Genomic DNA, 21,146 nt, shown 5'->3' with positions numbered 1-21,146 from the left:
TCCTGCGTCAGCGCGAGGCCGCCGGTGCCTGGGCGGAGGCCGGCGCCGAGGGCGCGGAGGCCCTGGCCGAAGCGGCTGCCGCGCCCTGCGGCGGGATCTTCACCTCCACGGCGTGGATGGCGTCGCCCGGCTGGATGCGCTGCAGGCCGTCCACGATGATGCGGTCGCCGGCGGCGAGACCCGCCGTGGCCACCCAGCGGTTGCCCACGGCCGCGCCCACCTGGATGCTGCGGCGTTCCACCTTGTCCTGCGCGCTGGCCACCAATACGCTGGCATTGCCCGCCGCGTCGCGCGACACCCCCTGCTGGGGCACGAGCAGGGCCTGCTCGTTCACGCCGGTTTCCAGGACCGCGCGCACGTACATGCCTGGCATCAGCAGGCCGTCCGGGTTGGGCACCACGCCGCGCAGCGTGACCGCGCCGGTCGTGGGGTTGACCGTGATGCCGCTGAACTGCAGCCGGCCGGCGTGGGCATAGGTGCTGCCGTCCTCGAGCTTGAGCCGCATGCGCGCCTGCCCCTCGCCGGCACGCTGCAGGCGGCCCTGCGCCAGTTCGGTCTTCCAGCGCAGCACGTCGGTGCTCGACTGGGTGACATCCACGTAGAGCGGATCGACCTGCGAGACGGTGGTGAGGGCCGTGGTCTGGTTCGCCGTGACCAGCGCGCCGGGCGTGACGCTGGATGTCGTCGTGCGGCCGGAGATGGGCGACTGGATGCGCGCGTAGCCCAGGTTGATGCGGGCGGTGGCCACCGCGGCGCGGGCCACGGACACGTCCGAGCGCGCCTGCTGCGCTGCCGCCTGGCTGTCGTCCGCCACCTGCCGGCTCACGGCCTCGATCTTCGCCAGCTCGGCGTTGCGGCGCGCGTTCGACTCCGCGGATGCAGCGGTGGCCTGGGCACGGCTGAGCGAAGCCTCGGCACTGGCGAGGGCCGCCTCCAGCGGCGCCGGGTCGAGTTGGTAGAGGGCCTGGCCTGCCTTCACCTCCGCGCCTTCCGTGAACAGTCGCTTCTGCACGATCCCGCCCACCTGCGGCCGGATCTCCGCCACGAGGTAGGCACTGGTGCGGCCGGGCAGTTCGGTGGTGACGGACTGGCGCTCGGGCTGCAGCGTGACCACGCCGACCTCCACCGGGCCGCGCGGCGCGGGGGGCGGTGCCTTGTCCGAGCAGCCGGCCAGGGCTGCAGCCACGCCGAGGCCCAGCCCGAGCCACAGCGTGCGGACCCGGCAGCCGGGCGCCTGGCAGGCGCCGCCGGCGGCAGCATGGGGAGCGTCGGCACACCATGCAGGCGGGGGCGGGCAAGCGGAATCGGGCGGAGCGGGAAGGCGGCGAGCGGAGCGGAAGGGCGTGGGATTCATGGCAGGCGCTGCGGGGAGAGCCGTGCATTCTCACCGGCGATTGAAAACGGCTTGTGAAGCGTGCCTTTCAGGGTGAGCGCATTCCGTTTCCGGGCGGCCTCGCTTGCGCTGCCGCCAGTGCAATGTCCGTGCCTGGTGCCTGGCGCGCAGGGCTTTCGACCAGCTTGCATGGTGAAGGCTGCGCGACAGGATCAAGCGATTGCTCTAGATTCCATAAATCGGACCGGTCCTCCACGCTCCGGAACGCGGCCAGGGTATTCCGTGAAAAATCAATGGCGAAGCGTGGCTGGAACACTATGGTGTGCGGAGGCGAGGTCCGGAACATCCTGGAATTTGATGCAAATCAAGGTTCTCGTGGTGGAGCAAGTATTTTCAATTACATCAAATTTGCCGTATTTAAATAATATGTCGCCGCGTCATTCGCAGTGGCCGGATGACGCCCGACTCGCAAGAAACCATCCAGCCGAGAGGAGAAACCCATGCGCATCAACCTTCCCGTCACCCCCCAGGAATACCCCTTTCCGCGGGGCGAGACACTGGTTTCCACCACCGACCTGCAGGGGCGCATCCTCTACTGCAATCCCATGTTCGTGGAGGTGAGCGGGTACGAGCGCGGCGAACTGCTGGGCCAGCCGCACAACATGATCCGCCACCCGGACATGCCGGAAGAGGCGTTCCGCGACATGTGGGAAACCATCGCCGCCGGTTGGCCGTGGTCCGCCGCCGTGAAGAACCGCCGCAAGGACGGGACTTACTACTGGGTCATGGCCAACGTCACGCCGCTGATGGAGGACGGACGCCCGGTGGGCTACATGTCCGTGCGCACCGAAGCCTCGCGCGAGCAGATCGCGGGTGCCGAGGCACTCTACGGCCACATGCGCGCCGAGAAGCAGGCCGGTCGCATGGTGCATGCCCTGCAGCGCGGCAGGCTCGTGCGCAGGACGCTTTCCGGACGCATCCGCCAGGCGCTGGACATCGGCCTGGGCGGGCAGGTGGCCATGGCCTTCGCGGCCGTGTGGCTGGCAGCGTTCCTCGCGGGACTGGTGAACCAGGAGTCGGGCATGTTCTCCGCACTGGCGTGGCTGGCCGTCGCTGGCGTGGCTTTGGGCGGATTCGCATGGGTGCGCCGGGCCGCCGTGCTGCCGCTCGTCGCCATGGTAGGTGCCGCCAACCGCATGGCGGCCGGCGACCTGACGCAGAGCGTCACCGTGACGCGCACCGGCCTCACCGGGGAGTTGCAGCGCGCGCTCGCGCAGCTCAATGTCAACCTGCTGTCCATCGTGCGCGACGCCCGGCAGGAGAGCGACAAGATGCGCATGTCGAGCCGCGAGATCGCGCAGGGCAACCAGGAACTGTCCTCGCGCACCGAGAACCAGGCGAGCAACCTGGAGCAGACGGCTGCCTCGATGGAGCAGATCACCGGCACCGTCAAGCAGACCGCCGACTCCGCGCGCCAGGCCAGCGAACTCGCCCAGCAGGCCACGGGCGTGGCCGAGCGCACCAGCGGCGCGGTGGACGAAGTGGCCGCGACCATGCGGGAGATCCAGACCTCCTCCGGCCGCATCGGCGAAATCACCGGTCTGATCGACTCCATCGCCTTCCAGACCAACATCCTCGCGCTGAACGCGGCGGTGGAGGCGGCGCGTGCCGGCGAGCACGGGCGCGGCTTCGCCGTGGTGGCCGCCGAGGTGCGCAGCCTGTCGCAGCGCACCCAGTCCGCGGCCAAGGAAATCCGCCAGCTGATCGAGGAATCCGCGGCGCGGGTGGGCGAAGGCCACGCGCGCACCGACGGTGCCCGCCGGACCATGCAGGAATCGCTGGAACTGGTGCGCCGCGTCGGCGTGTTCATCGGGGAGATCCACAGCGCCTCGAACGAGCAGCTCTCCGGCATCTCCCAGGTGAATGCGGCCGTCGCCCAGCTGGACACCATCACCCAGCAGAACGCGGCGCTGGTGGAGGAGAGCGCGGCCCTGGCCATCGAGCTGGAGCGCCAGGCCCAGACCGTGTCGGAGTCGGTGCAGGTGTTCCGCCTGGACCGGGGCCCCCGTGCCGCCGCGCCCGATGCCGTGGCGCTGCGCAGGGCGGCCAAGGCCGGCAGGACAGGCGCCGCCGCGCTGCCCGCGCCGCGCTGAAGCGCGCCACGGTGGCGGCTTTTTGCAACCTTGTGTATCCCGCCCGGCCATGGCCGGGCCACGCCCCGTTGCGGACCGCGCGGCTTGCATGGACACTGGCGCCAGGCCAGATGCCGTTCACCATCCAGCACCGGGAGGCTTCCATGACCGCTGTCGCAGACATCCTCAGATCCAAGGCCCACCAGGAGGTCTTCACCATCGCGCCGTCCGACTCCATGCTCGATGCGCTGCGCCTGATGGCCGACAAGGGCATCGGCGCGCTGCTCGTGATGGACGGGAAGAGCATCGCCGGCATCGTCACCGAGCGGGACTACGCGCGCAAGGTGGCGCTGTTGGGACGCACGTCGGGCGATACCCGCGTGGCGGACGTGATGACCCGCGCCGTGCGCTTCGTGCGGCCCGTGCAGACCAGCGGCCAGTGCCTTGCGCTCATGAGCGAGAACCGCCTGCGGCACCTGCCCGTGGTGGAGGAGGACGGCACGCTCGTGGGCCTCATCTCCATCGGCGACCTCGTGAAGGACGTGATCTCCGAGCAGCAGTTCATCATCGAGCAGATGGAGCAGTACATCACCGGGGGCGGCAGGTAGGGCCTGTCTGACGGCGCGGCGGGCGTTTCCGGCGCGGCCGGGCGCGCGCGCATGGTGTCCAATGGGCCATGCTCTGCAGTGCAGGGCCTCCCGTCCCTTCGCGGACCTTCCGCCCGCTGCCCACCGCATGTCCGCCCAGCCCATTTCTGCCTCCGACGCCGAACGCCCCTCCCACCCCATCGAGGGCACCGGCCCCATCGACGCCACCCCGGCCGCCCGCGCCGCCGCGGCCCGCAGCGTTCCGCCGCCGGACACGCGCTCCCCGGCCGACCGCTACGAGGAGCTGTTCGTGGAAGTGCAGCGCCAGCGCGTGTTCGATGACTCGAAGACCTTCGTGGACTGCGCGCCCCGCATGCCGCCCGAAGACATCCTGGCCGCCTACCGCGCCGAGTGCGGCAGTCCCGGTTTCGACCTGGCCGGCTTCGTGCATCGCCACTTCGCCCCGCCGCGCAGCGCCTGCGAGCGTTCCACTGCGCCGCCGGGCCTGCCGCTGGCGGCGCACATCGACGCGCTCTGGAACGAACTGGCACGGCACCCGGCCCACCATCCCCGGCGCGGTTCGCTGCTGGAGCTCCCGCATGCCTACGTCGTGCCCGGCGGCCGCTTCGTGGAGATGTACTACTGGGATTCGTACTTCACCATGCTGGGCCTGGTGCCCAGCGGGCGCCCGCGGCTGCTGCATGCGATGACGGACAACTTCGCCTACCTCATCGACACCTATGGCCACGTGCCCAACGGCACGCGCACCTATTACCTGAGCCGCTCGCAGCCGCCGGTGTTCGCGCTGATGGCGGGCCTGTGCGAATCCACGCGCGGGCAGGGCGCCCACCGCTACCTGCCGCAGATGCTGCGTGAATACGCTTTCTGGATGGACGGTGCCGACGGGCTGGAGCCCGGCGGCACCCACCGGCGCGTGGTGGCCCTGCCCGGCGGCAGCGTGCTCAACCGCTACTGGGACGATCGCGACACGCCCCGGGAGGAATCCTGGCGCGAGGACATGGAAACGGCCGCTGCCTGCACCCGCCCGGCGCACGAGGTGTTCCGCAACCTGCGCGCGGCGGCGGAGTCGGGATGGGATTTCAGCTCGCGCTGGCTGGACGACCTGGACGCCGCCGCCACGCGCACCGCCTGCCTGGCCGGCATCTGCACCACGCGCATCCTGCCCGTGGACCTGAACGCGCTGCTGCATGCGAGCGAGACGATGATCGCCCGCCTGAGCCGCGAGGCCGGCGACACCGCCACTGCGAGCGAGTTCGACGGCCGCGCCGCGCGCCGTGCCGATGCGATCACCCGTTTCCTCTGGAACGACGAGGCCGGGGCCTTTCTGGACTACGACTGGCAGAACCGCGTGCCGAGGCCCGCCCTCACGGCCGCGACGGTGGCGCCGCTGTTCACCGGTACCGCCACGCTGGACCAGGCGCGCGCGCTCGCGGCGACGGTGCGGCGGCGCCTGCTGGTGCGCGGCGGCCTTGCCACCACCGAGATCGCGAGCGGCGAACAGTGGGACCGGCCCAATGGCTGGGCGCCGATGCAATGGATGGGCTCGCAAGGCTTCGCGCGCTATGGCGACCGGGACGATGGCTGCCGCCAGCTGGCCGACGACATCCGCGAGCGCTGGCTCGCCACCGTGCGCCATGTGTACGACCAGGAAGGCCGGCTGGTGGAGAAATACGCGCTGTGCGAGAACGACTGCGATGCGTCCGCGGGGGGCGACGGGGGCGAATATCCTCTGCAGGACGGTTTCGGCTGGACGAACGGCGTGGTGCGGGCCTGGCTCGATGAGCCGGCTTGGAAGGGGTAGGAGCGGGCGGATGGGCAGCCGCCGGGGTCAGCCCGCCCTGTCCGCCCACCCCCTCACGTGCTCCACCAGCGCCCGCAGTTTGCGCGGCGTGTTCCTGCGGCTCGGGAAGTACAGGTAGAAGCCCGGAAAGCGAGGCAGGAACTCCTCCAGCACCGGCTCCAGCTCGCCGCGCGCGATGTAGGGCGCGAAGGTTTCTTCCATGCCGATGGTGATGCCCGCGCCGGCCAGCGCGGTGCGGATCATCAGCAGCATGTCGTTGGTGGTGATCCGCGGCTCCACCGCGAGGTCGAAGTCCCGGCCGTCCTCCCGGAACTCCCAGCGATAGGGCGCCACGCCCGGCGCGGGGCGCCAGCCGATGCAGGCATGCGCGAGCAGGTCGCGCGGGTGCCGGGGCCGGCCATGGGTCGCGAGGTACTGCGGGGTGGCGACCACCATCTGCCGCTGCGGGCCGGTGAGCGGCACGGCCACCATGTCCTGCTCGATGACTTCGCCCAGCCGCACGCCCGCATCGAAGCCTGCCGCGACGATGTCGGACTCTTCATCGGTCACGGTGATGTCCAGCGTGACGCCGGGATGCGCCTGCGCGAACGAGGCGATCAGCGGGCCCGAGAGGAAGCGTTCGGCGATCGAGGTGGCGGCCACGCGCAGCACTCCGCGCGCCGGTCCGTCGGCGGCCGCTTCCTCGAGCGCCGCACCGACGGCCGAGAGCGGGCCGGCGATCTGCCCGTGCAGCCGCTCCCCCGCTTCGGTGAGGCGCACGTGGCGCGTGGAGCGCTGCACGAGCGCGACCCCGAGGCCGTCTTCCAGCCGCCGGATGCCCTGGCTCACGGCCGAGCGCGTGACGCCCAGATGGTCGGCGGCCGCACGGAAGTTCTGCTCCTTCGCGACGGCGAGGAAGAAGCGCAGCAGGTGGAGGTCGGCGGGCATTGGCAAAAAATTCTAAACACCCCGGTCAGCGCCCGGGGAGTTCCGGCCGCCGCGGTGCGTCCCTAGATTTCCGTGCAGGGCCGCCAGCGGCTCTTTCCCTCCCTCCACCTGCAAGGATCCAAGGAACTTCCCATGCAAGACAACCAGCTCTCCAAAGTCATCCTCATCACCGGCGCCAGCAGCGGCATCGGCGAAGCCACGGCACGGCTGCTCGCGGACAGCGGCGCCACGGTGCTGCTGGGCGCCCGCCGCACCGACCGGCTGGAGCGCATCGTGGCCGACATCACGGCGCGCGGCGGCATCGCCGAGGCCCGCGCGCTGGACGTGACGCACCGCGCGGACGTCGAGGCTTTCGCCGCCCATGCGCTGGGGCGCTTCGGGCGCATCGACGTGATCGTCAACAACGCCGGCGTGATGCCGCTGTCCCCGATGGCCTCGCTGAGGGTGGACGAATGGGACCGCATGATCGACGTCAACATCCGCGGCGTGCTGCACGGCATCGCCGCCGTGCTTCCGGCGATGCAGGCGCAGCGCTCGGGCCACGTGGTGAACGTCGCCTCCATCGGCGCCCACGCGGTATCGCCCACCGCCGCCGTGTACTGCGCCACCAAATATGCGGTCTGGGCGATCTCCGACGGCCTGCGCCAGGAGCATTCGGACATCCGCGTCACCACGATCAGCCCGGGCGTGACCGCATCGGAACTGGCCGAGAGCATCTCCGACGAGAAGGGGCGCGAGGAGATGAAGGCGTTCCGCCGGGTGGCCATCGGCGCGGACGCCATCGCCCGCGCGATCCGCTTCGCCATCGAACAGCCCGCCGACGTGGACACCAGCGAGATCGTCATCCGGCCCACGGCCAGCGCCCACTGAAGGGCGGCCCGGCACGGCGCGGGGGCTTTGTCATCCCCGCGCCATATGGCGATTCCATACTGGATGCATCTTGTTACATGCGTGGATCGCTGCTGCCATGACCGTCCGCTTGCGCATCACCCTGCTGATCGTTCTCGCCTTTCTCGCGCTGTGCTCCGTCGGGGGCTTCGCTCTCTACCGGTCGGCGGAGGGGGCCCGGCAGGTCAAGCGGGTGACGGAGGGCGTCGTGCCCAGCGCCATCCATTCCGTGGAGCTGATGGGCCAGCTCAAGGACGTGCAGATGGCCGCGCTCGGCATGGTGTCAGCGAACGACGCGGATGCCGCGCAGAAGCTGCACGAGCAGTTGGTGGAGCGCAAGGCCGTGCTGCAGAAGGCGCTGGACCAGCAACTGCGGGAGGCCGACAGCGACGCGCAGCGCGGCCTGGTGAAAGAGGCCGCCATGAGCCTGGAGAACTACTTCGCGGCCATCGACGACACCGCGCGCTTCAAGCTCGCCGGCCAGCAGGACGCCGCCGAGGCCTTCATGGCCGCCACGGTGGACCAGTACCTGCGCGAGCAGGGCCAGATGATCGAGGCCATCCAGGTGGAGAAGCGCCGCAGCAAGGACGAGGCCATCGGCTCGCTCAATGCCCAGCTGGAGCACACCACGACCACGCTGCTGGCCGTGGCCGCCGTCGCCATCCTGGGCCTGGCCGCCGCGGGCTATCTGCTGTACCGCCAGATCGTGCGCCCCATCCGCGAGATGGAGCTCAAGATGACCGAGATCGCCACCAGCCAGGACTTCTCGCACCGCGTGCCCGTCAACCGCATGGACGAAATCGGCCGTTCGCTCACCGCGTTCAACGCGATGGTGGAGAAGATCCAGGAAAGCTCCGAGCTGGTGCGCCGCAAGACGGCCGACATCCAGGCCATGCTGCATACCATTCCCCAGGGCATCCTGACCCTGCAGGCCGGGCGCACCGTCCACCCCGAATACTCGGACCACCTTGCGCACATCCTGGAAGAGGACGGCATCGCCGGCCGCACCCTCGACGCGCTGCTGTTCGACCGCTCCGACCTGAGCGCCGATGCGCGCGCCCAGGCCCTGGCCGCGATCGACGCGTGCATCGGCGAGGACGAACTCAACTTCTCGTTCAACGCCCACCTGCTGCCGCAGGAGTTGCAGGTGCGCTTCGCGGGCGACCGGATGAAGGTGATCGAACTGGGCTGGTCGCCCATCACGGCCGCCGACGGCACCGTGGAGCGCCTGCTGCTGAGCCTGCGCGACGTGACGGAGCTGCGCGAACTGGCGCGGGATGCCCAGGCGCGCAAGGAGGAACTGGCCATGGTCGGCGAACTGCTGGGCGTGGCGGCAGACAAGTTCCGCGAGTTTTCCGAAAGCGCCGCGCGCCTGCTGCGGGACAACCAGGCGCTGCTCGGCTCCGCGGCGTCGCAGCCCGATGCGCGGCCGGACGCGCTGGCGGCGCTGTTCCGGCACATGCACACCGTCAAGGGCAACGCCCGCACCTACGGGCTGCTGCGCATCGCCGATGCGGCGCATGTGGCCGAGCAGCGCTACGCCGCGCTGCGGGACGACCCCGCCGGCTGGGACGATGCCGCCCTGCAGGCTGACCTGGAGGCAGTTTCATCTGCCCTGCAGTCCTATGTGCGCGTGAACGACGGCACGCTGGGGCGCGGCGCGAGCCACGCGGTGGGCGACGCGCAGGCCGTGCGCCTGCCGCGCGCCCGCATCGAGGAACTGTGCGCGCGCATCGGCGCCCTGGCGCAGGACCCCGGCTGCACGCCGGCCCACCGCGCCGCGCTGGAGCGCATTGCCGCCGCGCTCGCCGACGCCGACGCGGCCGGTCTGGACGAGGTGGTGGGCGGCGTGGCCGCCTCCCTGCCGGCGCTGGCCCGGGACCTGGGCAAGGAGGCCCCGGAGGTCGTCCTGCAGTCCGGTGTGCCCGTGGCCGTGAAGCCTCAGGCCGCCGATGCGCTGCGCAATGCCTTCATGCACCTGCTGCGCAACGCGCTGGACCACGGCATCGAACCCGCGGCCGAGCGCGCAGCGCGCGGCAAGCCCGCTGCGGGCCGCATCCGCATCGGTGCCGTGCTGGATGCGGAGGAACTGGAAATCCGGCTCGCCGACGACGGCCGTGGCCTCGACCTGGACCGCATCCAGGCCCGGGCCCGCGCGCAGGGCCTGATCGCGGAAGGCGCCGCGCCCGCGCCCGGGGACCTCGCCCACCTGATCTTCGCGCCGGGCTTTTCCACGGCCGGCGAGGTAACGGCCGTGTCCGGCCGCGGCGTGGGAATGGATGCGGTCAAGGCCTTCGTGGAATCGCTGGGCGGCCGCATCCAGCTGGTGCTGGCCGCCGGAGCCCCACGCGCGGCCACGCCATTCGAGACCGTGCTGCACCTGCCCGCCCGCTGGGCAGTGGCGGCCTGAAGTGGGAGCAGGAACGACATGATGGATGGCTGGATGCAACTCCTGGCAGGCTGCGTGCTGGGTGGTGGATGTGTGGCGGCCCTGGCCGCCTGGCTGGCCACGCGCCGCCGATCGGCGCTGGAGCAGGCGCGGCGGCAGGCCATGGACGGTGCGGCGGCCGGGGATGCCCCGGCGCGCGAGGCGGCCCGGGCGCTGGAGGCGCGCAGCGCGCAGCTGGAGGCCGAACTGGCCCAGGCCCGGCGGCAGTTCGACGATGCCGCTGCCGAGTGGGAGCGCCGGCTGGCAGAGGAGGGACGCGCATCCGACCACCGCCTGCGGGAGCGCGCGGACCACACGCTCGGCCATGCGCTCGCGCAGGCCGAGGCGCTGCGCGAACTGCAGGGCATCGGCAAGACCTTCGAGCGGTGGCATGCCGACATGAGCACCCTCGTGGCCCACAACCGCAGCCTGCACGACAAGAACGACGCCTTCTCGCAGATCGTGCGCAAGATGGTGATCGTGGCGCTCAACGCCTCCATCGAGGCCGCGCGCGCCGGCGTGGCGGGCCGCGGCTTCGACGTGGTGGCCACGGAAATGCGCGAACTCTCGGCCAGCGCCGAGCGCCTGTCGCGCGACTACCGCACCAGCCTCTACGAAAACGACCTGATCGCCACCACCACCTTCCAGGACATGCAGGCCGGCGGCAAGATGGTGATCAATGCCGCCATGGGCCTGGAGCTGGCCAACCGCCGGATCCAGGCCGCCCTGGACGGCGCCGCGGCGGTGGAGGGCGCATGAGTGCCCCGGGCTCCTTCCTCGGCCCCCGCGCCCGCGACAGCCTGGACCGCATGATGGTTTCGGCCCTGCAGCAGAGCGTGGTGCGCGGCACCGGCGTGGCCGTGCAGCCGGTGGATGCGCTCCCGGCCACGGGCGGCGCCACCCACATGGCCGTGCTCTCGATCGCCTCGTTCTCCTTCCGCGTCGTCGCGGCGCTGCATTTCGCGCATGGCCCGGCCTGGCGCGCATGGGTGGCGCAAACCGCCGGGCTGGACGCCGACGGCATGGGCGGGCAGGCCTTCCTCGACCGGATCTGCGAGATGGGCAACCTCTGCTGCGGCGCGATCAACCGCGACCTGGGCGCCTTCCAGGCCTTCCTGGGCCTGTCCACGCCGCAGATCCTCGATGCGCGCTGCGCCCCGTATTTCACGCGCGCGGGCTTCGAGCACGTGCGCCACTTCCGCATGGACGTGCGGCCCGACCTGGCGCTGCATGCATCGCTTTGCGCGCGCGCCTATGCGCCGCAGGATTTCCACTGGACCGGCGCCGCCGCAGCAGCACCGGAGGCGGTGGCGTCCGGCGAACTCGAACTGTTCTAGGTTTTGAATTTTTTCCAAGAGGAGCATCCCATGGCCAACATCCTTGTCGTCGATGATTCGAGCACCGTGCGCAGCGAAGTGGGCAACTTCCTGGGCAGCAACGGCTTCCAGGTCGCGCTGGCCGTCGACGGCCGCGACGGGCTCGCCAAGCTCAAGCAGCACAGCGGCATCAAACTCATCGTGTGCGACGTCAACATGCCCAACATGGACGGCCTCACCATGGCCGAGCGCGTGCGCAGCGAACTCGGCAACCAGCGCGTGAACATCGTCATGCTCACCACCGAAAGCTCGCCCGCCATGAAGGAACGCGGCAAGGCCGCGGGCGTGAAGGGTTGGATCGTCAAGCCGTTCAACGGCCCGGCGGTGCTGGGCTCCTTCCAGAAGCTGGCCGCCTGAGCGTTGCGGCCCGGCTGGCGGCACGACGGCGCCGCCGCCTACCTCCGGCCCTCCGCCGCGGCGTAGCCTTGGGGGCTCGAAAGAGCCACCATGAAAATCGCCACCTTCAACGTCAACAGCATCCGCGCACGCCTGCCGGCGCTGCTCCAGTGGCTGGAGGCATCCCGCCCCGACGTCGCCTGCCTGCAGGAACTCAAGTGCACCGACGACGCCTTCCCGGCCGAGGAAATCCGGGCCGCGGGCTACGGCGCGCTCTGGCACGGGCAGAAAGCCTGGAACGGCGTGGCCATCCTTGCGCGCGGTGCCGACCCCATCGAGGTGCAGCGCGGGCTGCCCGGCGACGAAGCCGACAGCCAGAGCCGCTACCTGGAAGCCGCCGTGAACGGCGTGCTGGTCGCCTGCCTCTACCTGCCCAACGGCAACCCGGCCCCCGGCCCGAAGTTCGACTACAAGCTCGCCTGGCTCGACCGACTCGCGCGGCGGGCTGCCGCCCTGCGGTCGCGCCCCGAGCCGGTGGTGCTGGCGGGCGACTTCAACATCATCCCCACCGAGCGCGACGTGTACAAGCCCGATGCCTGGGTGGACGATGCATTGTTCCGCACCGAGGTGCGCGATGCCTTCCGCGCCCTGGTGGACAGCGGCTGGACCGACGCGCTGCGCGCCGTGCATCCCGACGAGGCCATCTACACCTTCTGGGACTACCTGCGCCAGCGCTGGCAGCGCAACGCCGGCCTGCGCATCGACCACCTGCTGCTCAACCCCGCGGCGGCCCGGCGCCTGCAGGACGCAGGCGTGGACCGCGATGTGCGCGGCCGGCCCCGGCCCAGCGACCATGCCCCGGCCTGGGCGCTGCTGGCACCCGGCAAGGCCGGGGCCTGAGCCGCCGCCCATCAGGCCTCAGGCGCCAGGCTCTCCGGCCAGCGCCCGCGCCAGGTAGGGCGCGGTCCGGCTGCTGTCCTGGCGCGCCACCTCGGCCGGCGTGCCCGCCGCCACGATGCGGCCACCGTCGCCGCCCGCACCGGGGCCCATGTCGATCACCCAGTCGCACGCCGCCACCACGCGCATGTCGTGCTCCACGACGACGACCGTGTTGCCCGCCGCAGCCAGTCCGTCGAGCTGCACCAGCAGGCGGTCCACGTCGGCCGGGTGCAGCCCGGTGGTGGGCTCGTCGAGCACGTACAGCGTGTCGCCGCGCTGCGGGCGCTGCAGCTCCGTGGCGAGCTTGATGCGCTGGGCCTCGCCGCCGCTCAGTTCCGTGGCCGGCTGGCCCAGGCGCAGGTAGCCCAGCCCGATGTCGCGCAGCAGCGCCAGCGGCCGCAGCACCGCGGGCTCTTGCGCGAAAGCATCGCAGGCCGCGTCCACCGTCAGGCGCAGCACATCGGCGATGTTCAGGCCGTTCCAGCGCACCTCCAGCGTCGCCGGGTTGTAGCGCGCGCCATGGCAGTCGGGGCAGGGCGCGTACACGCTCGGCAGGAAGAGCAGTTCCACGCTCACCGAACCCTCGCCCTCGCAGGTCGGGCAGCGCCCCGCCGCCACGTTGAAGGAAAACCGCCCCGGCCCGTAGCGCCGCCGCCGCGCGGCAGGCGTGGCGGCGAACAGCTTGCGCACCCCGTCGAACAGGCCCGTGTAGGTGGCGAGGTTGGAGCGCGGCGTGCGGCCGATCGGCTTCTGGTCCACGCGCACCAGCCGGCGGATGCCGGCCAGTTCCGCGATCCGCCCGGCCGTGGGGCCCACCGGGTCGTCGGCGGCCCCGGGGTCGTCGTCCTGCGGCGCGGCATGGGGCGGCCCGCCGGGGCCATCCGCCGCGGAGTCGTCTTCGTCCCGCGCGTCCGCCAGCGGCGAGCCGAGCGCCTGTGCCACCAGCTCCACCAGCGCGCGGCTCACCAGGCTGGACTTGCCCGAGCCCGAGACCCCCGTCACCGCCGTGAGGCAGCCCGCGGGGAAGGCCGCATCGACGCCCTTCAGGTTGTGGCGCTCGATGCCTTCGAGCCGCAGCCAGCCCGCTGCCTCGCGCGGTGTGCGCTGCACCGGTGCCGGCCCGTCCCGCCCGGGAAACAGGTAGCGCCGCGTCTGCGAAGGCTGCACGGCGGCCAACCCGTCCGGCGGGCCGCTGTAGAGCACTTCGCCGCCGTGCATGCCCGCGCCGGGCCCCACATCCACGAGCCAGTCGGCCGCCCGCATGGTGGCCAGGTCGTGTTCCACCACGAACAGCGAATTGCCCGCGCGCTTGAGCCGGTGCAGCGCGGCCCGCAGTGCCTCGCCGTCCGCAGGGTGCAGCCCGGCGGAGGGCTCGTCGAGCACGTACACCACCCCGAACAACTGCGAGCCCAGCTGCGTGGCCAGCCGCAGGCGCTGCAGTTCGCCGGACGACAGCGAGGGCGTGGCGCGGTCCAGCGTCAGGTAATGCAGCCCCAGCTGCGACAGCGCGGCGATGCGCGCGCCGATCTCCTGCGCCAGCCGCTGGGCGGCCAGCACCTTCTCTTCCGACAGGTCCGGCGTGCGGCGCACGTCCGGCGCCGCCGCATGGGCCGAGCCGCCCGCGGCCACGCGGCGGGCGATATGGGCGCGGTGGCTGTCTGCGCCCGGGCGGGCCGGCGCGCGCGAGCCGCCGGACGGGCGCAGGCTGTCCCCCAGACGGCCTTCCGCCGCGGGCTGCAGCAGCCGGGCCAGCTCGCCGAGCGGCAGGCGTCCCAGCTCGGCGATGTCGTGGCCCGCGAAGGTGACGGACAGCGCCTCGGGCTTGAGGCGCTTGCCGCCGCAGGCCGGGCAGGGGCTGCCCACCAGGAAGGCCGCCGCGCGCTCGCGCATGCGGGCACTCTGGCTGTGGGCGAAGCTGTGCAGCACGTGGCGCCGCGCACTGCTGAAAGTGCCCATGTAGCTGGGCGGCGTGCCGGCCTTGCGCGCCGCCTGCGCGGCCTTGCGGTCCAGGCCCGCATAGACGGGCACCACCGGCTGCTCGTCGGTGAACAGGATCCAGTCGCGTGTCTTGCGCGGCAGGTCGCGCCAGGGCACGTCCACATCGTGGCCCAGCATGACGAGGATGTCGCGCAGGTTCTGGCCGCCCCAGGCGGTCGGCCAGGCCGCCACGGCGCGCTCGCGGATGGTGAGGCGGTCGTCCGGCACCAAGGACCGCTCCGTCACCTCGTACACCCGCCCCATGCCGTGGCAGTGCGGGCAGGCGCCTTCGGGCGTGTTGGGCGAGAAGTCCTCCGCGTACAGCATGGGCTGGCGCGCCGGATACTGCCCGGCGCGCGAATACAGCAGCCGCAGCAGGCTGGAAATCGTCGTAGCGCTGCCCACCGAGGAGCGCGCCGTCGGCGTGCCGCGCTGCTGCTGCAGCGCCACCGCGGGCGGCAGGCCGTCGATGGCGTCCACCTCGGGCGTGCCGGCCTGGTCGATCAGGCGCCGCGCATAGGGCGCCACCGATTCCAGGTAGCGGCGCTGCGCCTCGGCATACAGCGTGCCGAACGCCAGGGACGACTTGCCCGAGCCCGACACGCCCGTGAACACCACGAGTGCATCGCGCGGGATGTCCACATCCACGTTCCGGAGGTTGTGCTCCCGCGCGCCGCGCACGCGCACGAAGCCGTCGATGGATGGCGATGGCGATGTCTCCGCCGCGGGCCGGGATGGGCTGCGGGACGTGCGCCGGGGCTTGGGCTGTGATGGTGGTTGGGACTGGGAGGGCATGGAGGCCTTTCTTCCTCGGGGCTCGGCCGTTGCCGGCCCGGGCGCCGACACCAAGGCGGCGGCCACCGAAGGTCGAAGCTAGCACCGTCCGCCCCGTGTCCGCGCCAGCGGCGCGGCCCGTCCTCGCGTAGGACGAAGGCACCCGGCTCTGCGCCGGGGCCATGGCGCCGGGCGCGCCAGCTCAGGCGCGGGCTTTCCTGCGCGTATCGGGCAGCAAGGCCGTCGCCAACCCCAGCAGCGGCAGGAACGACGTCACGCCATACACCCACACGATGCCGTGGATGTCCGCCAGGTCGCCCAGCCCGGCCGCCCCGATCCCGCCGATGCCGAACATCAATCCGAACATCAGGCCGGACACCAGCCCCACGCGGCCCGGCACGGCCTCCTGCGCATACACCACGAGCGCGGCGAAGGCGGAAGACATCACCAGCCCGATCACGACCGCGAGCACCGCCGTCCACGCGAGGCCCACATGCGGCAGCGCCAGCGCGAACGGCGCCACGCCCAGGAAAGAGATCCAGATCACCGCCTTGCGGCCGATGCGGTCGCCCACGGGCCCGCCCGCGAACGTGCCCGCCGCCACCGCCGCGAGGAACAGGAAAAGGAACAGCTGGCTGGTCTGCACGCCCACGTGGAAGCGCTCGATCAGGTAGAACGTGAAGTAGTTGGTGAACGAGGCGATGTAGACGAACTTCGCGAACATCAGCACGCAGATCACGGCCACGGCCCGCACCACGCCGGCCCGGTCCAGCCCCTCGCTGCCGCCCCGCGCCAGCCCCCGGGCCTTCGCCGCCCCATGGTGGCGCACCCACACCGTGAGCCGGTACAGCACGAAGATCGCCAGCAGCGCCGCCACCATGAACCACGCGACCGCCGGCTGGCCGTGCGGAATCACGATGGCCGCCGTCAGCAGCGGCCCGATCGCCGTGCCAGTGTTGCCGCCCACCTGGAACGTGGACTGCGCCGTGCCGAACCGCCCGCCCGAGGCCAGCCGTGCGATCCGCGACGCCTCCGGGTGGAACGTGGCCGAACCCACGCCCACCACCGCGGCCGCGACCAGCAGCATCGGATAGCTGTGCGCCACGGCCAGCAGCGCGACGCCCAGCAGCGTCATGCACATGCCCGCCGGCAGCAGGTAGGGCTTGGGGTGCTTGTCGGTATAGAACCCGATCCAGGGCTGCAGCAGCGACGCCGTCACCTGGTAGACCAGCGCGATGATCCCGATCTGCCCGAAGCTCAGCGAGAAATTCGCCTTCAGCATCGGGAAGATCGACGGCAGCATCGCCTGGATCATGTCGTTGAGCAGGTGGGCGAAGGCCGCGCCGCCGACGATGGGCAGGAGAAAGCCCTGGGGTGTGGCATCCTGCGTGGTTGGGGTGGCAGGGGCCGTAAAGGTAGGCGGGGCGAGGAGCGCGGGCTGCGCGGGATTTGCGGTGGTGGCGGTCATCGTGGGGTCGGAGAAAGGCTCTGGAGGCCGGCAGCCGCTGCCCTCCTTGGCGAAGAGGGCAGGGCGGCGATAGCGGGAAGAAGCGGTGAGCGTACGCCGTGCGCCCGTGGCAGGTTCGCGTGGATCTGCCAATGTCTGTCGTGATCCTGCCATGGAGAGGCGACAGGACTGGCGCTTGCCTGTCGGATCGTATGGAGTTCCGGGCGCCCGGTAGGCGCAATTGCTGAGAATCCGTGCTGGCGCGGGATATAGATAAAGATAAGTGATCGCCGTTGCTTCGACCTCGGTGGCTAACAGGAAGGAGCAGTGGGAATTTCCGCCGATCCGGGGCGTCTGGGGTTTACGCGATGTGCCATGCAATCGGCTTGCTAAAGCCCGACCGTACGGATACCCTGGCGAGCATAAGCAGGGGGGATTCAGCATGAAATGCTGCAGAATGATCAGCGTATCAGGAGGGCTGGAGGCCGGTTTCACTGGCGGAAGGCACAAAGGCCTTCGAGAACCCATCGGCTGCTTCCTTCGACGAGTACGGCTGCAATTGCCTTGCCGCATGCTTTGTGAACAGTCGCTGATAAAGGCGAGGGTTCTTGCCTTGACACTCGTCATGGTGTCTCTGGCGGGCTGTGCCAACACGTCGCGGCGCCTTGAGGCGGAAGAGGTTGCGCTGAGCACCGATGGTCCTATCACACGCCAGTTTCACAGCGCGCTCTACTATCCGTTCGAGATCGCACCGCGTTTCGACGGCTACTTGATCGGGATCGAGAAGGTGCGGCGCCCAAAGGACGGTGTCGTCGTAAAAAATCGCCCTGAGTACGGTTTGGCGGACGAGGCGCTACAAGCGAAATTCAACGATGGCAAGGTGATGGCTGTCACCCATGTCATCCGGCATCATGCCGACGCGCTTCGATCACGAAATTGCACGCTCTTCAATGCCTATGTGCAGTCGCCAGAGGCGGCGACCCGGCAGCTAATCCCCGCATGTAGCGATCTGTCCCCAACCATTTCGCAGCCGAGCGAAGTATTTTCCAATAGCTGGAAGGCGCTCGATGGGTTGGCCAACGACATGCGGCTTCGCATTCAGACCCGCCAGAAACCGACCGCAGCGCAGTCCTCGGCCGGTAGCACGAAGCCTGACTTCGACAGCGGCCCAGCCTATACGCACATTGTTGTGATCGTCATGGGTTGGAATACCGTGCAGGAAGAGGCGGTACGGAATATCAATTCGTTGGTCTGGAACATGAGCCGGGCAAGCGACGAGCACCTGCCATCTCCCGAGCGCTTCAACCCATTGGTGATCGGTGTCACGTGGCCCAGCCAGTGGAGCAGTGATTGGATCGATCCGGCAGTGAAGATCCTCAGTTTCCCGACGAAAGCGGGCGATGCGGACGAGGTCGGAATGTCGTGGCTCGGCGTGCTCCTGCACGACACGTTGCCCACGGTGCGCGAAAAACTACACGAAAACTTGCCAGACATGCCGCCCAAACCAGTCGTCGTGCTGGGCCACAGCTTTGGCGCCAAGGCGAGTTCCGTGGCGGTCTGCGCAGGCCCCGCCGTCGTTCGTCCGAAAGAAGCCTCTGTCGCACCGCTCGCTGAGACCGACGTCCTTGTGAACTTGCAGCCGGCCTACCTGTCCGAGCGGATCTTCGGCCGCACCAGCTTGCTGCAAAACGTTGTTTATCCCAAAGGATGTCCTCAGGCCAAACGTTTTGTAATTACCGCCTCGGCAGGCGATACCGCGGTGCCCCTGCCGTTCTGGGGCACCTATCTGGGTGAGGAAAAGAGCCACAGGAAGTTCTGCGGGCCCTATCACCAAGGTCCACGCCTTGCTCATTGCGCGGTCGCCCGGGCCAACGGACACGTCGAGGCAAAGCAGCCCGGGACTTCCAATATTTACTACATCGACGCGTCCGAGCTGATTTCAGAAAGCGCGTACGGCACGGGCGGTGGGAGCCATAGCGACATCTACCGCCTGGAGCATGGGCGGTTGATTAACGCGGCGGTGATGGGGGAAGGTATTTGGGCGAAATCCGGCAGATGAGATAGCCGCCTGGATACAGGAACAGGATCGTGCACATGACTAGCCAGCGGCGGCACGCGCAGATGTGCCGACGCGTCCCTTTTCCACCAGGTGATCCAGCAGACGATCGAGGGCCAGTCGATATTGCTCCTGCAGCGTCTGGGTCTGCCCATGTCTGGCCGAGGCAAGGGCCAGGCCGCTGCCATGCGCATGGTCAACCAGAATGTCTCGCCACAGGATGGGCTCGGCCGTGATCCCGGCAAGCAAGGTTGTCAGGCGGTCGGTGATCTGGCGGGTCACTCCTGCAAAGGCTTCCGGTGTCGTGAAGATCGCCAGTGTGAGCTGGGGATGGCGGCCTACGGCACGGTAGTAGCGAAAGAGCAGCTCCTGGATTTCTGCCCGACGGTCCGGCGACTCCTCCACTGCTTCCATGACTTCCGCGTACACACGGTCCGACAGCGCGCGCAGCAACCCGGCATGATCGCCAACGTGGTGGTAAAGGCTCATCGGCGTGACGCCCAGCCGTGCGGCCAGGGTGCGAAGCGTCAAGCCGTGCCCTCCACTCTCATCCAGCAGCGTCAGCGCAGTGGCGAGAATATCGTCCTGCGTCATGCCCTTCCCGTGCCTCGGGCGCCCACGTGGGCGGGTCATGGCGCCAGCCGATAGGTGGATTGCACCAAACCCGAAGGGAAGCTGCGGCTGGACACCAGCTTCAGATCTATGTCGCGGGATAGCGCACCAAACAGTGGCCTGCCCGAGCCGATCAACACGTGGACGGTGGTGATCACCATGTCGGCAATCAACCCGTCGCGCAGAAACGACTGGACCACCTGGCCTCCATCGACATACACGCGGTGTACGTTCTGCAGAGCCAGCGCCTGCATCTCTTCCTTGGGCGTGCGACTGGAAAACCGGACCTTGCCCTTCAACGCTTCGGGAACGGGGGCATCGACCAGTTGCCTGGACAGTACCACCACAGGTAGGTCGTAAGGCCATCGGTCGAAGGTCAGTGCTTTCTCGTAACTGCCGCGACCCATCACGATCGCACCTTTGTCCGCGATGAACGCCGGGTAGCCATGGTCCTCCGTCGGATCATCGCGCTGCAAGAGCCAGGCGATGTCTCCATCGCGCCGGGCGATGTAGCCGTCCAGGCTGATGGCTATGAAAACGTGAGCGGTGATCGTTGGCATCCTTTAAATATATACGATGTATATATTTGGGCGAATCCGGGGGAATCCCGGGGCCGGGCGGATCAGCCGGGGGACGCCTCCGTTCGGCCGGGTGCTCTCGACGTTGACAGTGCGATTGAGGCAGGCAAGACCATCAAGCCGCCTTCTCCACATGCCCCTGCCGCGTGTACAGAAAATCGATCACCGCCTTCCGGCACTGCAGGTACACCGCATCCTCCGCCAGCTGCACCCGGCTCCTCGGCCGCGGAATCTCCACCGCCAGCACTTCGCCGATCGTCGCGGCCGGCCCGTTGGTCAGCATCACGATCTTGTCGGAGAGCAGCACGGCCTCGTCCACGTCGTGGGTCACCATCACCACGGTGCTCTGCGTGCGCGCCACGATCTCCAGCAGCTCGTCCTGCAGCTTGGCGCGGGTGAGGGCGTCCAGGGCGCCGAAGGGTTCGTCCATGAGCAGTACCTGGGGCTCCATCGAAAGAGCCCGGGCGATGCCCACGCGCTGCTTCATGCCGCCGGAGATTTCGCCGGGTCGCTTGTGCGCGGCGTGGGTGAGGCCCACCAGCGCCAGGGCAGCGGCGGTGCGTTCCTTCAGGCGCGCCTTGGTTTCGGTGGCGCCGAAGACGCGCTCCACGGCCAGGTACACGTTGCCTTCGCAGGTCAGCCAGGGCAGCAGGGAGTGGTTCTGGAAGACCACGGCCCGGTCCGGGCCCGGGCCCTTGATTTCCTTGTTGGCGCAGATCAGGGTGCCGGCCGTGGGCGTGGTGAGGCCCGCGATCAGGTTCAGCAGGGTGGACTTGCCGCAGCCCGAGTGCCCGATGAGCGAGACGAATTCGCCCTTGGCGATGGCCAGGTCGATGCCGCGCAGCGCGGGGAACAAACCCTTGGTGGTCTTGAAGGTCTGCTCCACGCCCTGGATTTCGATGAACTTGCTGTTGAGGGATGAATGCATGGTGGA

At 69.6% G+C, this 21,146-nt stretch carries 17 protein-coding genes; 10 read left to right on the top strand and 7 right to left on the bottom strand.

What is annotated here, in order from left to right; all coding sequences use genetic code 11:
- Positions 1 to 7 precede the first annotated feature (7 nt).
- Complete coding sequence (locus tag ACGHC0_RS16015; protein WP_415266121.1) at positions 8 to 1,354, bottom strand: efflux RND transporter periplasmic adaptor subunit; 1,347 nt, start codon at positions 1,352 to 1,354, stop codon at positions 8 to 10.
- 479 nt (positions 1,355 to 1,833) lie between these two features.
- On the opposite strand from ACGHC0_RS16015, the gene ACGHC0_RS16010 reads away from it, so the two are divergent.
- The 3 genes from ACGHC0_RS16010 to treF all read left to right on the top strand — a co-directional run bounded on the left by ACGHC0_RS16010 (position 1,834) and on the right by treF (position 5,874).
- On the top strand, positions 1,834 to 3,486 hold the full coding sequence (locus ACGHC0_RS16010) for a methyl-accepting chemotaxis protein (RefSeq protein ID WP_415266120.1): 1,653 nt from the start codon (positions 1,834 to 1,836) through the stop codon (positions 3,484 to 3,486).
- A gap of 143 nt (positions 3,487 to 3,629) precedes the next feature.
- On the top strand, positions 3,630 to 4,073 hold the full coding sequence (locus ACGHC0_RS16005; RefSeq protein ID WP_053845747.1) for a CBS domain-containing protein: 444 nt from the start codon (positions 3,630 to 3,632) through the stop codon (positions 4,071 to 4,073).
- A 127-nt stretch (positions 4,074 to 4,200) separates the two neighbouring features.
- A complete protein-coding gene (gene treF / locus ACGHC0_RS16000) occupies positions 4,201 to 5,874 on the top strand; it encodes an alpha,alpha-trehalase TreF (protein WP_415266119.1) in 1,674 nt (557 codons plus the stop codon).
- A gap of 27 nt (positions 5,875 to 5,901) precedes the next feature.
- Here treF and ACGHC0_RS15995 read toward each other — a convergent pair whose 3' ends face one another.
- Positions 5,902 to 6,801 carry a LysR family transcriptional regulator gene (locus tag ACGHC0_RS15995; protein WP_368351911.1) on the bottom strand — a complete coding sequence of 300 codons (900 nt, stop codon included), beginning with the start codon at positions 6,799 to 6,801 and terminating at the stop codon, positions 5,902 to 5,904.
- A 132-nt stretch (positions 6,802 to 6,933) separates the two neighbouring features.
- Here ACGHC0_RS15995 and ACGHC0_RS15990 point away from each other — a divergent pair, with 132 nt between their 5' ends.
- From ACGHC0_RS15990 to xth, 6 genes are all read left to right on the top strand, one after another.
- Entirely contained in the window at positions 6,934 to 7,671 is a 738-nt protein-coding gene (locus ACGHC0_RS15990; RefSeq protein ID WP_368351910.1) for an SDR family oxidoreductase, read from the top strand.
- A gap of 97 nt (positions 7,672 to 7,768) precedes the next feature.
- Positions 7,769 to 10,099, top strand: coding sequence for an ATP-binding protein (locus ACGHC0_RS15985; protein ID WP_415266118.1), 2,331 nt, complete (start codon positions 7,769 to 7,771; stop codon positions 10,097 to 10,099).
- A 33-nt stretch (positions 10,100 to 10,132) separates the two neighbouring features.
- Positions 10,133 to 10,876 (top strand): methyl-accepting chemotaxis protein, encoded by a 744-nt coding sequence (locus tag ACGHC0_RS15980; RefSeq protein WP_415266117.1) that lies wholly within the window; start codon positions 10,133 to 10,135, stop codon positions 10,874 to 10,876.
- Positions 10,873 to 11,454 (top strand): hypothetical protein, encoded by a 582-nt coding sequence (locus ACGHC0_RS15975; RefSeq protein ID WP_415266116.1) that lies wholly within the window; start codon positions 10,873 to 10,875, stop codon positions 11,452 to 11,454. Before ACGHC0_RS15980 ends, ACGHC0_RS15975 begins: the two co-directional genes overlap by 4 nt.
- A gap of 30 nt (positions 11,455 to 11,484) precedes the next feature.
- Positions 11,485 to 11,850: a response regulator gene (locus tag ACGHC0_RS15970; protein ID WP_107178266.1), complete on the top strand. Its 366-nt coding sequence runs from the start codon at positions 11,485 to 11,487 to the stop codon at positions 11,848 to 11,850.
- 90 nt (positions 11,851 to 11,940) lie between these two features.
- Positions 11,941 to 12,729, top strand: coding sequence for an exodeoxyribonuclease III (xth, locus tag ACGHC0_RS15965; protein WP_415266115.1), 789 nt, complete (start codon positions 11,941 to 11,943; stop codon positions 12,727 to 12,729).
- 18 nt (positions 12,730 to 12,747) lie between these two features.
- On the opposite strand, the gene ACGHC0_RS15960 is transcribed toward xth, so the two are convergent.
- Both ACGHC0_RS15960 and ACGHC0_RS15955 read right to left on the bottom strand, forming a co-directional pair.
- The gene (locus tag ACGHC0_RS15960; protein WP_415266114.1) at positions 12,748 to 15,540 is read right to left on the bottom strand and encodes an excinuclease ABC subunit A; all 2,793 of its coding nucleotides are present in this window, start codon (positions 15,538 to 15,540) and stop codon (positions 12,748 to 12,750) included.
- Positions 15,541 to 15,721: 181 nt separating this feature from the next.
- Positions 15,722 to 16,987 (bottom strand): MFS transporter, encoded by a 1,266-nt coding sequence (locus ACGHC0_RS15955; RefSeq protein ID WP_415266113.1) that lies wholly within the window; start codon positions 16,985 to 16,987, stop codon positions 15,722 to 15,724.
- Between the two features lie 592 nt (positions 16,988 to 17,579).
- On the opposite strand from ACGHC0_RS15955, the gene ACGHC0_RS15950 reads away from it, so the two are divergent.
- Positions 17,580 to 19,025, top strand: coding sequence for a hypothetical protein (locus ACGHC0_RS15950; protein WP_415266112.1), 1,446 nt, complete (start codon positions 17,580 to 17,582; stop codon positions 19,023 to 19,025).
- Positions 19,026 to 19,064: 39 nt separating this feature from the next.
- On the opposite strand, the gene ACGHC0_RS15945 is transcribed toward ACGHC0_RS15950, so the two are convergent.
- From ACGHC0_RS15945 to ACGHC0_RS15935, 3 genes are all read right to left on the bottom strand, one after another.
- Positions 19,065 to 19,616, bottom strand: coding sequence for a TetR/AcrR family transcriptional regulator (locus ACGHC0_RS15945; RefSeq protein WP_415266111.1), 552 nt, complete (start codon positions 19,614 to 19,616; stop codon positions 19,065 to 19,067).
- Between the two features lie 35 nt (positions 19,617 to 19,651).
- Positions 19,652 to 20,194: a dihydrofolate reductase family protein gene (locus tag ACGHC0_RS15940; RefSeq protein ID WP_415266110.1), complete on the bottom strand. Its 543-nt coding sequence runs from the start codon at positions 20,192 to 20,194 to the stop codon at positions 19,652 to 19,654.
- A gap of 133 nt (positions 20,195 to 20,327) precedes the next feature.
- Positions 20,328 to 21,140 carry an ABC transporter ATP-binding protein gene (locus tag ACGHC0_RS15935; protein WP_415266109.1) on the bottom strand — a complete coding sequence of 271 codons (813 nt, stop codon included), beginning with the start codon at positions 21,138 to 21,140 and terminating at the stop codon, positions 20,328 to 20,330.
- Positions 21,141 to 21,146: the final 6 nt, after the last annotated feature.

Origin of the sequence: Acidovorax sacchari, assembly GCF_042847045.1 — a bacterium.
Lineage (GTDB): Bacteria > Pseudomonadota > Gammaproteobacteria > Burkholderiales > Burkholderiaceae_C > Paracidovorax > Paracidovorax sacchari.
The sequence above is the reverse complement of the archived record's forward strand: the minus strand, read 5'-3'. Positions and strand labels throughout refer to the sequence as shown.

Excerpts from the sequence above, each read along its gene's own strand:
- ACGHC0_RS16010 (WP_415266120.1), top strand. The coding sequence starts at position 1,834 with ATGCGCATCAACCTTCCCGTCACCCCCCAGGAATACCCCTTTCCGCGG.
- ACGHC0_RS15970 (WP_107178266.1), top strand. The coding sequence starts at position 11,485 with ATGGCCAACATCCTTGTCGTCGATGATTCGAGCACCGTGCGCAGCGAA.
- ACGHC0_RS15955 (WP_415266113.1), bottom strand. The coding sequence starts at position 16,987 with ATGACCGCCACCACCGCAAATCCCGCGCAGCCCGCGCTCCTCGCCCCG.
- ACGHC0_RS15975 (WP_415266116.1), top strand. The coding sequence starts at position 10,873 with ATGAGTGCCCCGGGCTCCTTCCTCGGCCCCCGCGCCCGCGACAGCCTG.
- ACGHC0_RS15995 (WP_368351911.1), bottom strand. The coding sequence starts at position 6,801 with ATGCCCGCCGACCTCCACCTGCTGCGCTTCTTCCTCGCCGTCGCGAAG.
- ACGHC0_RS15940 (WP_415266110.1), bottom strand. The coding sequence starts at position 20,194 with ATGCCAACGATCACCGCTCACGTTTTCATAGCCATCAGCCTGGACGGC.
- treF (WP_415266119.1), top strand. The coding sequence starts at position 4,201 with ATGTCCGCCCAGCCCATTTCTGCCTCCGACGCCGAACGCCCCTCCCAC.
- ACGHC0_RS16015 (WP_415266121.1), bottom strand. The coding sequence starts at position 1,354 with ATGAATCCCACGCCCTTCCGCTCCGCTCGCCGCCTTCCCGCTCCGCCC.
- ACGHC0_RS15985 (WP_415266118.1), top strand. The coding sequence starts at position 7,769 with ATGACCGTCCGCTTGCGCATCACCCTGCTGATCGTTCTCGCCTTTCTC.
- ACGHC0_RS15980 (WP_415266117.1), top strand. The coding sequence starts at position 10,133 with ATGCAACTCCTGGCAGGCTGCGTGCTGGGTGGTGGATGTGTGGCGGCC.
- ACGHC0_RS16005 (WP_053845747.1), top strand. The coding sequence starts at position 3,630 with ATGACCGCTGTCGCAGACATCCTCAGATCCAAGGCCCACCAGGAGGTC.
- ACGHC0_RS15960 (WP_415266114.1), bottom strand. The coding sequence starts at position 15,540 with ATGCCCTCCCAGTCCCAACCACCATCACAGCCCAAGCCCCGGCGCACG.
- ACGHC0_RS15945 (WP_415266111.1), bottom strand. The coding sequence starts at position 19,616 with ATGACGCAGGACGATATTCTCGCCACTGCGCTGACGCTGCTGGATGAG.
- ACGHC0_RS15935 (WP_415266109.1), bottom strand. The coding sequence starts at position 21,140 with ATGCATTCATCCCTCAACAGCAAGTTCATCGAAATCCAGGGCGTGGAG.
- ACGHC0_RS15990 (WP_368351910.1), top strand. The coding sequence starts at position 6,934 with ATGCAAGACAACCAGCTCTCCAAAGTCATCCTCATCACCGGCGCCAGC.
- xth (WP_415266115.1), top strand. The coding sequence starts at position 11,941 with ATGAAAATCGCCACCTTCAACGTCAACAGCATCCGCGCACGCCTGCCG.